Origin of the sequence: Paenibacillus xylanexedens (genome assembly GCF_017874615.1) — a bacterium.
In the GTDB taxonomy this organism is placed as follows: Bacteria; Bacillota; Bacilli; order Paenibacillales; family Paenibacillaceae; genus Paenibacillus; species Paenibacillus xylanexedens.
In genome coordinates this window covers 1-13,038 of sequence record NZ_JAGIKV010000020.1, presented here as the reverse complement: position 1 = coordinate 13,038, position 13,038 = coordinate 1, and the positions used below count along the sequence as shown (strand labels likewise).

Genomic DNA, 13,038 nt, shown 5'->3' with positions numbered 1-13,038 from the left:
CGCTACATAGAGATGTAAGATGCGCTTCATCACAAGACAGTTTTAGACCAATAGCAAGTTAGCAGCAAGTACAGATTGATTTAGAAATAATAAATTAAAAAAATAGTATATAAGTTGAACTAATCATTTACAGGATAACGGAGAGGACAGAAAAAACCTGAAAAAGCGAAGCGTTCGCCTTTATCACCGGATTTTCCCTTTAAGAAAAGGGAATCAAAAAATCTGGGGATAACAGCGATTGGAAGGTTATTCTGTCATCGTAGTGTCAGTGTAAATAATCTTTAGTTCAACTTGTATAGATCATGAGAGTGGGGAATATCAAAGTGGAGAAAACAAGAGTTATTCCGTTGAATCAGCGTGTCGAGTATCCGATCATTGAAGAAAACCGTCGCATATTGGAAAGTGGGAAAAGAGAAACGGATACTGAGCGAGCTTTAATACATAACCCTGGCGTGACCAATGAAGTGATGAAGTCTCAGCAGAATATATGGACAAGCCGTGTTTTAAGAAACGGAGCCCGCAACCAACCGTGGTTCGACAAGCTGCAAGATTACCGGAATCAAGTCTGATTGCCCGGGAAATTGTCGGGTTTTAATTTTTTTGATTTCATTGAACGTTTCTGTAGAGCCTGTCGTATTAACCTATATCTGGGAATCCAGGCTCTTGGTACAGCTGTTGCGGTGATTTTGGCTGTGATCTGGGCCGGACGGCGCCGGAAGGAGGTTCGTCATGAATAAAATGCATTATTCATTGGATGAGATTTCTCCACTGTGGCTTACATTGCTTGGCATTTTTCTTCTGGTTCAGGGTACATGGATCTTTCAGGACGCACGCAGACGTGGACGTTTCCCTTGGTTATGGGGATTATGGGGCATCACAGGATTTCCCACGCCGCTCATAATATATTGGTTTGTCGTAATTCGATCACAGCGCAAGCCAGGTGGACGAAATCCGAAATAACATCATTTTAAAAATGGAAAAAAGATTTTGCACAAATATGTTGTTTAATTCTAGTATTCCTAGACATCGTTATTCTTTTCTAGTAGACTATACTAATAAATATTAATGATAGACTACCAGGAGGTTAGACGATGCTGCGATTAGGAGAGAAGGTTGTCATCGTCGCGGATGCGTTTGAGCAGAATCTTCCTGTGGGGGAATATGGTTTCATCATCGCTTATGACCGGAATCCGGACAATGCGTTCGATTACGTGCTTCGAGTGCCGCAGGTGAACCGGAACTTTTTTGTTCCATCCGGCGACGTCGATCTGGAAGAGGTTCTGCTGAAGCAGGAAGCTGAGCGGGTCGAGCGAGAAGCGTTGATAGATTACGCCCTTGCGACACACAATGAGAAGCTGTTTCATCATCTGATGAACGGAGATTTTCAAGCTGTGGAAGAGGAAGAGGAAACCGCGAACGATGTTATGTCACAGGCGGATTTTATAAAGCAGGTTAATCTGCGTGCATGGATTTAGAATTTTAAGAGTCGGCTGATGCCGGCTCTTTTTTATTTTATAAGTTTGATTTTAGCTTCCCGGAAGCCTGTCAGGTCATTTGCATTGAATTGTCGAACTATCTCACCTATAATGAAAAAAGTTATCTTGAGACTTTAGCCCGTTAAACGAGCGATTCGTTTCAGGTCGTTTCGGGAATCAGAACGAATGAAGGAGGCATCCGCTAATGAGTATTACGAATAATGACGTTCAGCATGTGGCCAAGCTGGCCCGGCTCAACTTGACTGCTGAAGAAGAACAGACACTGACAGGTCAGCTGAACGCGATTTTAAAATATGCAGAAAAGCTGAATGAGCTGGATACGGAAGACATCGAACCTACCACTCACGTTCTGCACGTAAGCAATGTTATGCGTGAAGATGAGACCAAAGAAAGCCTGTCGATTGAACGGGTGATGCGCAATGCACCGGAAGAAGAAGACGGGCAGTTTAAAGTGCCTGCTGTAATGGAATAACGGATAACCGGAAGGAGGACAAACACTGTGAGTTTATTTGAACAATCGTTGCCTGAGTTACATAGCAAGCTGCATGCCAAAGAGCTGTCGGTCAGCGATTTGGTGGATCAGGCGTTTCAGAACATTGGCGCGCATGACGATAAAGTTAAGGCATATTTGGCACTGGATGAAGAACAAGCACGCGCTCGTGCACGTCAACTGGATGACCGTCTGGTTAGCGGCGAGGAGAAAGGTTTGCTTTTTGGTCTGCCTGTAGGTATTAAGGATAACATCGTTACGAACGGACTGCGCACGACGTGTGGTAGCCAATTCCTTCGTAATTTCGACCCGGTGTATGACGCGACAGTTGTCGAGAAATTGAAAGCTGCGGACACCGTAACTATTGGTAAACTCAACATGGACGAATTCGCCATGGGCGGCTCCAATGAGAATTCAAGTTTCTCCCCTGTACGTAATCCATGGGCTCTTGATCGTGTTCCAGGAGGCTCCAGCGGTGGTTCTGCAGCAGCTGTGGCTGCGGGAGAAGCATACTTCACGCTTGGATCAGATACAGGTGGCTCCATCAGACAGCCTGCTTCGTATTGCGGTGTTGTTGGATTGAAGCCGACATATGGACTGGTTTCCCGCTTTGGTCTGGTTGCATTTGCTTCATCCCTGGATCAGATTGGACCTTTGACGAAAAATGTTGAAGATTCTGCTTATGTATTGCAAGCCATTGCTGGTTATGACGCCAAAGATTCGACATCTGCAAAAGTTGAGATTCCGGATTATTTGAGCGGACTGACAGGTGATGTCAAAGGGCTTCGCATTGCTGTTCCGAAGGAATACATCGGTGAAGGCGTCGATCCACAAGTGAAAGAAACGGTTTTGTCTGCATTGAAAGTTCTTGAAGGGCTCGGGGCAACATGGGAAGAAGTATCCCTTCCGCATACCGAATATGCGGTGGCTACGTATTACCTGCTGGCATCTTCAGAGGCTTCTTCAAACCTGGCTCGATTTGATGGTGTACGTTATGGCGTGCGTGCAGACAATCCGGACAACTTGCTGGATCTGTATCATCAGTCTCGCAGCCAAGGCTTTGGTCCCGAAGTGAAACGACGTATCATGCTCGGAACGTATGCACTCAGCTCGGGTTACTATGATGCCTATTATCTGAAAGCACAGAAGGTACGTACATTGATCAAACAGGATTTCGACAATGTATTTGCCAAATATGATGTCATTATTGGACCAACTGCGCCAACTACGGCGTTCAAACTGGGTTCACAGCTGGACGATCCACTTACAATGTACTTAAACGATATTCTAACGATTCCAGTCAATCTGGCTGGTGTACCTGCCGTTAGTATTCCATGTGGATTCTCAGATGGATTGCCTGTTGGCCTGCAGATTATCGGTAAAGCCTTTGATGAGACAACGGTATTGCGTGTAGCGCATGCGTTTGAACAAAATACAGAATTCCACAAGCAGCGTCCGCAGCTGTAGACTGCCCGGAACGGAGGAATATAGAAATGTCCGCATCTAAATATGAAACGGTCGTTGGACTTGAAGTCCACGTGGAGTTGCATACAAACTCCAAAATTTTCTGTGGCTGCTCCACAGCTTTTGGAGCTCCACCGAATACGCATACCTGCCCGGTCTGTCTCGGACATCCGGGCGTACTGCCTGTACTGAATCGTCAGGCGGTAGACTACGCGATGAAGGCAGCGATGGCCCTGAATTGTACGATTGCTGATGTCAGCAAGTTTGACCGTAAAAACTACTTTTACCCCGATTCACCCAAAGCCTATCAGATCTCTCAATTCGATCAACCAATCGGTGAGAACGGCTGGATTGATATCGAAGTGAATGGTGAAACGAAACGAATTGGTATCACACGTCTTCACTTGGAAGAAGATGCAGGGAAGCTTACACATATCGATGGCGGATACGCGTCTTTGGTGGACTTCAACCGTGTCGGTACTCCACTTGTTGAGATTGTATCCGAACCTGAGATTTCTTCTCCGGAAGAGGCGCGTGCGTATCTTGAAAAAATGCGTGCGATCATGCAGTACTGTGATGTGTCAGACGTGAAGATGGAAGAAGGGTCACTGCGTTGTGACGCTAACATCAGTTTGCGTCCACATGGACAGGAGAAGCTGGGAACAAGAGCTGAGCTGAAAAACATGAACTCCTTCCGTGGTGTTCAGCGTGGTCTGGAATATGAACAATATCGTCAGGCTGAGATTCTGGATGATGGCGGCGAAGTGGTTCAGGAGACGCGTCGCTGGGACGAAGCTCAAGGGAAAACACTGTCGATGCGTGGTAAGGAACAGGCGCATGACTACCGTTATTTCCCGGACCCGGATCTGGTGAAGCTGCATATTGATGAAGCCTGGAAAGAGCGGATCAGAGCTACCATACCTGAGCTTCCAGACGAGCGTAAGGCTCGTTACACGGCTGATTATGGATTGCCTAGCTATGATGCAGAGGTTATTACTTCATCCAAGGCTATAGCTGATCTTTTCGAAGATAGCTTGAAATTCACTCAGGATGCCAAATCCGTATCCAACTGGATCATGGGCGACTTGCTGGGTTACCTGAATACGAGCAATCTTGAGGTGACTCAGGTTCCACTGACAGGTCAAGGTTTGGGTGAGATGATCGGACTGCTGGAGAAGGGTACCATTAACAGCAAAATCGCGAAAACCGTATTCAAGGAAATGCTGGAGAGCGGCAAGCTTCCACAGCAGATCGTTGAAGAGAAGGGTCTTGTGCAGATTAGTGATGAAGGCGCTATTCTTGCCATCGTTGAGCAGGTTGTAGCGAATAATCCTCAATCCGTGGAAGACTATAAAGCTGGTAAACAGAAAGCCATTGGCTTCCTTGTTGGTCAGGTTATGAAAGAAAGTAAAGGCAAGGCGAATCCCGCTCTAGCCAACCAACTGCTTGCAGATGTACTGAACCGCTAATCCTTCCGGTTAGGCCGGACAGAAAGAGGCTCGTCCCTGTGACAGCCTCTTTTTGGTATTGATAGATACAAATGTATTTCGGACGGGGGAACGGATATGAACATTCAACCATTGTCACTGAGTGATCTGGAGACGTTGGGACAGTTATGGAGACTACAACATGTAGCTTATCGATTGGAAGCCGAAATCATCGGATTTCAGGAGATTCCTCCTTTGATGGATACGATGGAGACACTTCGGGATTGTGGAGAGAGCTTTTATGGTTGTATCCATGATGACGGAGAGCTTATCGGGGCTGTCGCTGTAGCAGAGGAAGAGGAGAATACACTGACCATTACACGAATGATGGTGCACCCAGATCACTTTCGCAAGGGAATTGCGGCATCTTTGATGACGTATGTGTTGGAACAGCATGCGGATCTTCCGCGTTATATCGTCTCCACAGGAACGCTGAATCAACCCGCAGTGAATCTGTACACCAAATTTGGTTTTACGCCTGTGGAAGTCACACAGATTGCACCTGGAGTGGAATTAACGACTTTTCACAAGAATAAACTTTAATCATATTAACAACTTGAGGAGGAATACCGACTTTGGGCGATCCCTGGTTCATTGATGAGTGGCACATTTTATTACGATTATTGCTGGCTATGCTGCTTGGAGGGCTCGTAGGCCTGGAGCGGGAACGGTCCAATCATGCTGCCGGTTTGCGTACCCATATCCTGGTATGTCTTGGCTCTGCACTGATTATGATGTTATCTGTTTATGGCTTTAAAGATTTTGCTAATGAATTAAATGTAAGGATCGATCCAGCGCGTCTGGCTACTGCTGTAATTACTGGTGTCGGATTCCTGGGAGCAGGGACAATTCTCTTCACGGGAAAATCCATTACCGGACTGACTACAGCTGCTTCAATCTGGGTTGTTGCAGCCATTGGGCTCGCAGCAGGTGCGGGATTCTTTTTTGCCTCTATCGTATCCACCGTTCTGGTATTGCTTAATCTCTGGGTATTTAACAAATTAGAGCTAAGGTATCTAAGAGGGAACAAGATGCATGTCGTTACACTTCATACCTTGTCAGAACCCGGTTTTCTCGAACAACTGTCTTCATGTATGGAGCAGGAGAAGATCAAAATTCGTAAAATTACCGTAAATGAACAAGACCTGGCTTATGCAGAGATGGTGTCAGTTGAACGCAAAATTGAGATTGTGTTACATGTTCAGGTACCGCATGATTTCCAAACGGTAGGCTTGGTATCCAAGTTAAGACAATGGGAACATGTTACCAAGGTGTCGATCGAATAAATGAATTACAACCCTCCCCAGGCCAGTAGTGCCGGAGGGTTTTTGGTCATATCCATATTTCTTCCAGTTACTCTCCTTGCTCTTTAGGGTACTATCTAACCAAATGCATGAAGAGCGGAAGGTCAGATCAGAAGAGAGGAGTATGTTATGAAACGGAGACGTCAATTGAACCAAAAGACCCGTGCGGTTCAGCACAAACCGGTCAGGAATCGGACTCACAAGTTTATTGCGGGATTACTGAGTGCCATTATTCCTGGTCTGGGTCATATTTATCTGAGATTGTATATGAGAGGTTTGACCTTTATGCTGCTTGTTTTGCTTGATCTGTCAGCAGTGTTGTACTTCTCATCTATTGGTATACAGATCAATGTGCCATTGCTCATCTTACTGGCTTTGTGTATTCCGGTTATTTACTTTTACAATGTATATGATGTGTTGCAATCTGCGGATTGGGTCATGATGCGCAGGCGTAGAGCCGTAACCCAGGCAACTTCGGACAAGCCGATATCCAATGAACGCTCTATACGAGATGCAATGATGGTCTGGGAGAGAGGCATATCGTTTGGATTACTTCTGATTGTGGGAGGGTCTTTGATGGTGATGTTTTTCCGCAAACCACGTTGGTTTCAAGAGATTCTCGCCATGTACGGCGGATATTCATTTGCGGTTCTCATGATCGTAGGCGGTTTGCTTCTGTTTGGTCGTGAATTCTGGGTGATGTTGAACAAGAAAAAAATGTAGTGGAAACGATACGAGGAGGGAACGTGATGAACCGTAAAGTCCGGGTTGGCCGCTATACGGCTGCCGCCTTAATCATAGCGGTCGGTGTGCTGTTGATTTTGGATAAACGGTGGGGAACTGACTACGTATATGAAATGGTGGACTGGTGGCCATTTTTGCTCGTTGTTTTAGGTGTTGAATATATTGTGCTGTTCCTGTGGACACGCAGAAGAAACAAGATGCAATCGGATAACCCGAGCAATCCTGATGAGCAAATCAAAGTACGTTTCAGACCCGATGCCAAAGGCATTCTAACCTCATTGATTTTGGCAGCTTCCGTATTTATCGTCACCGAGCAGGATCACTACATGCACTTATGGAATAGAGTGAGTCTAAATCTCGGAGCGGCATCCATGGACTACAGTCAAGCGGCAGGATATATGGAGGATAAGGGCACGATTCGTGTACCTGTTCGCATGGATACGTCGGACCTCGTGGTCGAAGGTGTCAACGGAGATATCTCGGTACAACGCGGAGATACGGATGAGATTGAAGTACGGACGGTGATCTGGGTAGATCAGACGACGGAAGTACAGGCAAAGGCCGTTGCAGCAGCCTCTTTTGTAGAGGCCGATGGTACAAAAGTAATTTATATCAAAGCTACAGGCAAGACGTATGGAGACAATGAAAAAACGCAGCCACGGATGAATCTTACCATTACGATCCCGGATGATCGTCGTTTTAATCTGGATATTCGAACTTCCAATGGAGCCATATTATTAAACCGTCCTGAAGCCATTAGTACCATACTGGCCGAAACGGGTAACGGGCGTATCCGAATTACCAACGCTGTTGGAGATATCTCCGGGAAAACGTTGAACGGAGATGTCATTGTAGCCAACGCCATTGGTAATGTCGATCTGGACAGTAACCGTGGAGATATGAAGGCTCGCGGTATTTCCGGCGATGTAGATCTTGCTACACAAGTGGGAAGTATCAGTATTGCGGACTCCGTTGGTGAATTCACCGCAGAGACACGCAACGGTAATATTACGCTGGATGGAGCCAATCTGGGAATCAAAGCCCAATCGCTTAATGGTAGTATTAACATCGTATCTACCAAAGTCGGAGGGGACTGGGATGTGTACAGTGCGGTGGGAGCCATTAACGTGTTACTTCCTGATCGTGGAGACTACAGTCTTGCGGGTTCCAGCAGTTATGGAGATCTAAGTACGGATCTGCCGTTCAAAGTACAGAATAAAACCATAGAAGGTCAGCTCGGTGAGGGCGAGTACAGGGTGAAAATTGAAGGCAACAGTGATCTCACCATTCAGAGCAACCCGGCCGTGTCTACGCCTGAAATAGTTACACCGGAGTCTGAAGATGAAGCTGAGAATCTGGAACAGACAACCGAAGACGGAGCAAATTCCCAGGAGGATTCTACAGAGGTTCCTTGACCGCCGCGTTGACAATAAACTTGTAATCGCCGTACAATAAATGTACACTGGCAAGATTACACGGCATGAAAGATGGATTGTCGTTCTTAATGGCCGGGAATCAACTCTGAGCGAGGAGACAGTAACTTACTCTTCACCAGAGAATGAAAGGTAAGGCGGTGGGTTTTATGGCAACACGTGTCCAACATGCGTTGGAGCATCTGAAAACGACCGGTGTCCGTATTACACCCCAGCGTCATGCCATATTGAACTATCTGATGGAATCCATGGGGCATCCGACAGCCGATGAAATTTACCGAGCCCTTGAACCCCAATTTCCCAGTATGAGCGTGGCAACGGTATATAATAATTTGAAGATGTTTCTGGAAGCTGGCATGGTCCGGGAATTGACATACGGAGATAATTCAAGTCGCTTCGATGCCAATGTGACGGATCATTATCATGTTATCTGTGATCAATGCGGCAAGATTGAAGACTTCAGCTATCCTTCACTCAAAAGTGTAGAGCTTCAGGCGGAGTCTAGTACAGGATTCGAAGTACACGGTCACCGATTGGAAGTATATGGCGTTTGTAAAAGTTGCAGGGATTAAGAGAGTTGAATTACAATATTAACGTGCAGAATTCAGTATGGATTCTTCACGTTTTTTTTTAGCGTTTATGCAAAATGCTCATCTTTATAACAACTTATGCGCACATCCTTATGATCAGCATAATTAACGGAGGTAGACGTTTGGGTAGAAAAAGCAGATATACACGTCAGAAGCGACGTTCATTTTGGCCCGGTTTTCTCGGGGCTTGTCTGATCGCCGGGGGGGCTTACTGGCTTATAACAAATGTATGGTTGAACCAGGCCCATGAAGACCCCGACTGGGTAGGAAGAAGCCAGCCTATTTTTGTAGATGGGCAACTGATGGATGGAGACGCTCTGGGTACAGGAGATCAACTCAAGTTACCTGTAGATGTGCTGCAAGAAGCGATTGATGCAGGTATACGTTATGAATCAGAATCGGGAGATATTATTATTGCCTCTCCTCAGCGAGTCCTTCATATGAAAGATGGAAGCACACAAGCAGAACTTAATCACAAAGATTATCCTATGACAGTTAAGCCTGAGGTTAAGGACGGAGAAGCCTATATTCCGCTCAAACCATTGAAAGAAGTATATGGCATAACCGTACAGGAAGATTCAGTAACGGGTGCTGTGCTGCTGATGCGTGGAGGAGACATGATCCAGTATGCAGAGATTGATACATTATCATCCAAAGCGGACAAGACCGTGCCGTTATATAAACGTGGGGGAGAATCCTCACCAATCATTGCCGATATGGAAAAGGATGCACGGGTACGTGTATGGCAGACGGGTGATAAACAGAGCTTTGTTCAACTCGATAATGGATATGCCGGATATGTAGATAATGATTATATTGTCCTCACCGAGAAAAAGAAGGTGGACTTGCCAAAGTATACGCTGACTGCTGCAGAGAAGAAGTGGCAGAATAAACCGGTAAATCTGGTTTGGGAAGCCGTGTACAATCGTCAGCCTGATGTGGGCTCTATCGGTAAAATGCCTGGTGTGAATGTGGTCAGCCCCACATGGTTTCATATTACGGATGGACAGGGCACTGTGAAAAGCAAGGGAAACCAAGCTTATGTGAACTGGGCTCACCGTTCGGGTATGGAAGTATGGGGACTCATGGATAACAGCTTTGATCCGGACGTTACAAAAGAAGCTGTAGCTTCTTACGAGACACGCACTCATATTATTGAGCAGATGTTAGAGTATGCACAGACGTATCAACTGGATGGTATCAACATCGATTTTGAGAACGTGTATACCGATGACGGGCCGAATATTACGCAGTTTGTGCGCGAGATCAAGGCGATGGCTCGTATACATGGATTGATGTTATCAATTGATGTAACACCAAAATCAAACAGTGAGATGTGGTCTGCCTTTCTGGATCGCCGTGCATTAGGTTCTTTTGCAGACTATGTTATTGTGATGGCTTATGATGAACATTGGGCGGCCAGTCCCAAGGCAGGTTCGGTAGCATCTCTGCCTTGGACCGAGGCTTCCATGAGACGCATACTTGAGGAGGATGAAGTCCCTTCTAACAAGTTGATCATGGCGGTTCCGCTCTATACCCGGATATGGACGGAAGAGACGAATGATCAGGGTGAGGTTAAAGTGTCTTCCAAAGCGGTGGGCATGAATGCCATTGTGGAGCTGATTCAAGAAAAGAAACTCAAACCTGAACTGGATCAGGCAAGTGGACAGAACTATGTGGAATATAAGGAAGACGGAGCTACCAAGAAAATATGGATCGAAGATGCCGTGTCCCTTCAGGCGCGTGTGGATTTGATTGCTTCGCTGAAGCTGGGCGGAGTAGCAGCATGGAATCGGAGTTTTGCTAATGCCTCTGCATGGGAGGTATTAAAGCAGGCTGGTTACCAGAAATAATTTACTCGAACTCAGAGTGTCTGCTTGCTCCAATTTATTTTCACTAAGTTCAAAGTTTCTCATTGGATACCATCATACGTACAGTCTACCGTTTTATTGGTCGTAGAACTTATAACTTAACTTCATATTTTAGCTATTGATAACAGCAAAAGGGCTCACTTATAAGCCAAGTCCAAAAAGGTCCGGTAAACATACCGGGCCTTTTTTGTTCTTCAATGAAATTAAGGTAAAAGACATTTAGCGGTTGGAGATCATTTCCTGCTAACCATCGGTGGGGGGAGCTTGTGTAGAAGGCGCTTTCAGTTGTTGACTGGTCATGTTGGCTTTATTAGGGTCCAGGGTGAGGATGGTATGACAGAACATACAACGATCCGTTTTGCCAAGCATTTTGGTTAACTTCCCGCATTCCGGACAGTCGACTTGTACTGCACTGGTGGAGAGCATACCCGCCCAGAAATAAATGGCTAGACTGGCCATCATGGCAATCAGTCCGATGACGAGTCCTACAGCTGCGAATACCTTGCCTGCATGTCCCCAGAAAACAATCCCGGCTGTTCCCAGTATCATTAGGCCCATACCTAGCATGGTCAGTAGTAATCCCCAAGTGCGAAAAGCATTAATTTTTGCTGATTTAAAAATCATGAAAAATGCTCCTATCGTATGAGTAGTATTGGACCTGGAAAAGAAGGAAACTTCAGTCTGGATGTAGAATTACATTATAACTGACTTGGCGCTTATCTGCCATGAAATGTATGGAGGGAATCGTGGAATTAAAGAACCTTGCTTTTTTGTCCGAACAGTCGGAAAAGACAGGGGCAGTTGGGGCTATCGCTTATTCCCACCCGGGAGAGCGATTCCACGGCTCCCTAATTCAAGATTTCGAATTATTAGTACTTGTTGTTCATAATGATGATCAATTGAAGTCGGCAGTGGGACATTACAGATATGGTGATCTTCGTTATCAGATGATCTATGCGAGCCGTCATGAATTAAAGAGTAGTGTAGTAACCGGGAATCATAATAATCTCACCCAGTGTCTAATTGAAGGTGAGATTATTTGGGAAGCGGACAGCACCTTAAGTGATTTGCGAGAAGAACTGTCTACCTTTGGGGCAGAATTGCGTGAGCAGAAGCTGCTTCATGAATTCACCAGTTTCTTGAGAATGTATGTGGAGGCCAAACGTCATATTCAGGAAGGTCATGTTGTAGACGCCTACTACAATGTATTAGAGGCTCTGGGGAACTGGGCAAGAATTGTATTGATTGAACAGGGGATATACCCGGATCATGCCGTCTGGACACATGTGCAGAATCTGGATCGCGCTTTATGGAAACTATATCAAGAGCTTACTGTAAGCTCGGAGACGCTGGAACAGCGAGTAGAGCTTGTCTTGCTTGCCTGTGAATTTTCCGTAATGTCCAAAATGAGTGAATGCTCAGAACTGCTGCTGCGTGTGTTAAGAAGTCGCAAGGAGCCGTGGAGCATGAATGAACTTGTTCATCATCCACAGTTAAGATTTGTTCGAGAAGATCTGCCTTTGGTAATACGTAAGCTGGTCTTTCGTTCTATTGTAAAAGAATCGGCAGGATGGCCATCGATCGGAGGAGAGGGCCGGGAAATTCGGTATTGGATTGAGGCATAACCTTCTCCAGAAGCCTGACATTATATTGATCACATAAGGGAGGGGAAACCTTCCTTTTTTGTTTGTTTAATAATTTATAAAAAGATGTTGACTCTCATTCACGATATATGATACATTATATTTCGTTCCTCAAACGAGATTATCGCCAACAAACGATAAATTCTTCAGAGGAAAAGTGAAGAACTAAAGCTTCAAAAAAGAAATCAAAAAAAGTTCTTGACGAAAACAAACGAAATGTGTTACATTATTTAGGTCGCCGCCGAAACTTGGTTGAGACGAAAAAGAAGTAAAACAAAACAAGTTTGATCTTTGAAAACTGAACAACGAGTGAGTAAACATTCTGCTTGCAGAATGAACGCGAAAGTTTGAGACAAGCCTTGGCTTGGATCGGCTGGAGCACAAATGAGATTTTTAATCTCGTCAGATTCAAAATGAGCAAATCGCTCTTTTCAATACTTTATTGGAGAGTTTGATCCTGGCTCAGGACGAACGCTGGCGGCATGCCTAATACATGCAAGTCGAGCGGAGTGGATA

14 protein-coding genes and 1 rRNA gene are annotated in these 13,038 nt (G+C 45.5%); 14 read left to right on the top strand and 1 reads right to left on the bottom strand.

The features are described from left to right. The first annotated feature begins 323 nt into the window (after positions 1 to 323). The 12 genes from J2Z28_RS22535 (at position 324) to J2Z28_RS22480 (ending at position 10,861) form a co-directional block, all read left to right on the top strand. Positions 324 to 569 carry a hypothetical protein gene (locus J2Z28_RS22535; protein ID WP_211084377.1) on the top strand — a complete coding sequence of 82 codons (246 nt, stop codon included), beginning with the start codon at positions 324 to 326 and terminating at the stop codon, positions 567 to 569. Between the two features lie 160 nt (positions 570 to 729). After that, the gene (locus J2Z28_RS22530; RefSeq protein WP_211084376.1) at positions 730 to 960 is read left to right on the top strand and encodes a sigmaY antisigma factor component; all 231 of its coding nucleotides are present in this window, start codon (positions 730 to 732) and stop codon (positions 958 to 960) included. A gap of 131 nt (positions 961 to 1,091) precedes the next feature. Further along, a complete protein-coding gene (locus J2Z28_RS22525; RefSeq protein ID WP_024631336.1) occupies positions 1,092 to 1,475 on the top strand; it encodes a hypothetical protein in 384 nt (127 codons plus the stop codon). A 205-nt stretch (positions 1,476 to 1,680) separates the two neighbouring features. Further along, complete coding sequence (gene gatC, locus J2Z28_RS22520) at positions 1,681 to 1,968, top strand: Asp-tRNA(Asn)/Glu-tRNA(Gln) amidotransferase subunit GatC (RefSeq protein ID WP_211084375.1); 288 nt, start codon at positions 1,681 to 1,683, stop codon at positions 1,966 to 1,968. Positions 1,969 to 1,995: 27 nt separating this feature from the next. Next, positions 1,996 to 3,453 carry an Asp-tRNA(Asn)/Glu-tRNA(Gln) amidotransferase subunit GatA gene (gene gatA / locus J2Z28_RS22515; RefSeq protein WP_211084374.1) on the top strand — a complete coding sequence of 486 codons (1,458 nt, stop codon included), beginning with the start codon at positions 1,996 to 1,998 and terminating at the stop codon, positions 3,451 to 3,453. 26 nt (positions 3,454 to 3,479) lie between these two features. After that, positions 3,480 to 4,919, top strand: a complete 1,440-nt coding sequence (gene gatB / locus J2Z28_RS22510) for an Asp-tRNA(Asn)/Glu-tRNA(Gln) amidotransferase subunit GatB (protein ID WP_017692300.1) — start codon at positions 3,480 to 3,482, stop codon at positions 4,917 to 4,919. Positions 4,920 to 5,015: 96 nt separating this feature from the next. Then, on the top strand, positions 5,016 to 5,480 hold the full coding sequence (locus J2Z28_RS22505) for a GNAT family N-acetyltransferase (protein ID WP_211084373.1): 465 nt from the start codon (positions 5,016 to 5,018) through the stop codon (positions 5,478 to 5,480). A gap of 32 nt (positions 5,481 to 5,512) precedes the next feature. Further along, on the top strand, positions 5,513 to 6,223 hold the full coding sequence (locus J2Z28_RS22500; RefSeq protein WP_211084372.1) for an MgtC/SapB family protein: 711 nt from the start codon (positions 5,513 to 5,515) through the stop codon (positions 6,221 to 6,223). A 147-nt stretch (positions 6,224 to 6,370) separates the two neighbouring features. Beyond that, entirely contained in the window at positions 6,371 to 6,964 is a 594-nt protein-coding gene (locus J2Z28_RS22495; RefSeq protein WP_211084371.1) for a hypothetical protein, read from the top strand. Positions 6,965 to 6,990: 26 nt separating this feature from the next. Further along, a complete protein-coding gene (locus tag J2Z28_RS22490; protein ID WP_211084370.1) occupies positions 6,991 to 8,400 on the top strand; it encodes a DUF4097 family beta strand repeat-containing protein in 1,410 nt (469 codons plus the stop codon). Positions 8,401 to 8,567: 167 nt separating this feature from the next. After that, on the top strand, positions 8,568 to 8,990 hold the full coding sequence (perR, locus tag J2Z28_RS22485) for a peroxide-responsive transcriptional repressor PerR (RefSeq protein ID WP_026081471.1): 423 nt from the start codon (positions 8,568 to 8,570) through the stop codon (positions 8,988 to 8,990). Positions 8,991 to 9,130: 140 nt separating this feature from the next. After that, positions 9,131 to 10,861, top strand: coding sequence for a glycosyl hydrolase family 18 protein (locus tag J2Z28_RS22480; protein WP_211084369.1), 1,731 nt, complete (start codon positions 9,131 to 9,133; stop codon positions 10,859 to 10,861). 261 nt (positions 10,862 to 11,122) lie between these two features. Here J2Z28_RS22480 and J2Z28_RS22475 read toward each other — a convergent pair whose 3' ends face one another. After that, the gene (locus J2Z28_RS22475; RefSeq protein WP_017692307.1) at positions 11,123 to 11,503 is read right to left on the bottom strand and encodes a DUF2614 family zinc ribbon-containing protein; all 381 of its coding nucleotides are present in this window, start codon (positions 11,501 to 11,503) and stop codon (positions 11,123 to 11,125) included. A 122-nt stretch (positions 11,504 to 11,625) separates the two neighbouring features. Here J2Z28_RS22475 and J2Z28_RS22470 point away from each other — a divergent pair, with 122 nt between their 5' ends. Both J2Z28_RS22470 and J2Z28_RS22465 read left to right on the top strand, forming a co-directional pair. After that, entirely contained in the window at positions 11,626 to 12,504 is an 879-nt protein-coding gene (locus tag J2Z28_RS22470; RefSeq protein ID WP_342357537.1) for a nucleotidyltransferase-like protein, read from the top strand. A gap of 457 nt (positions 12,505 to 12,961) precedes the next feature. Next, positions 12,962 to 13,038 (top strand): 16S ribosomal RNA (locus J2Z28_RS22465); the annotation flags it as partial.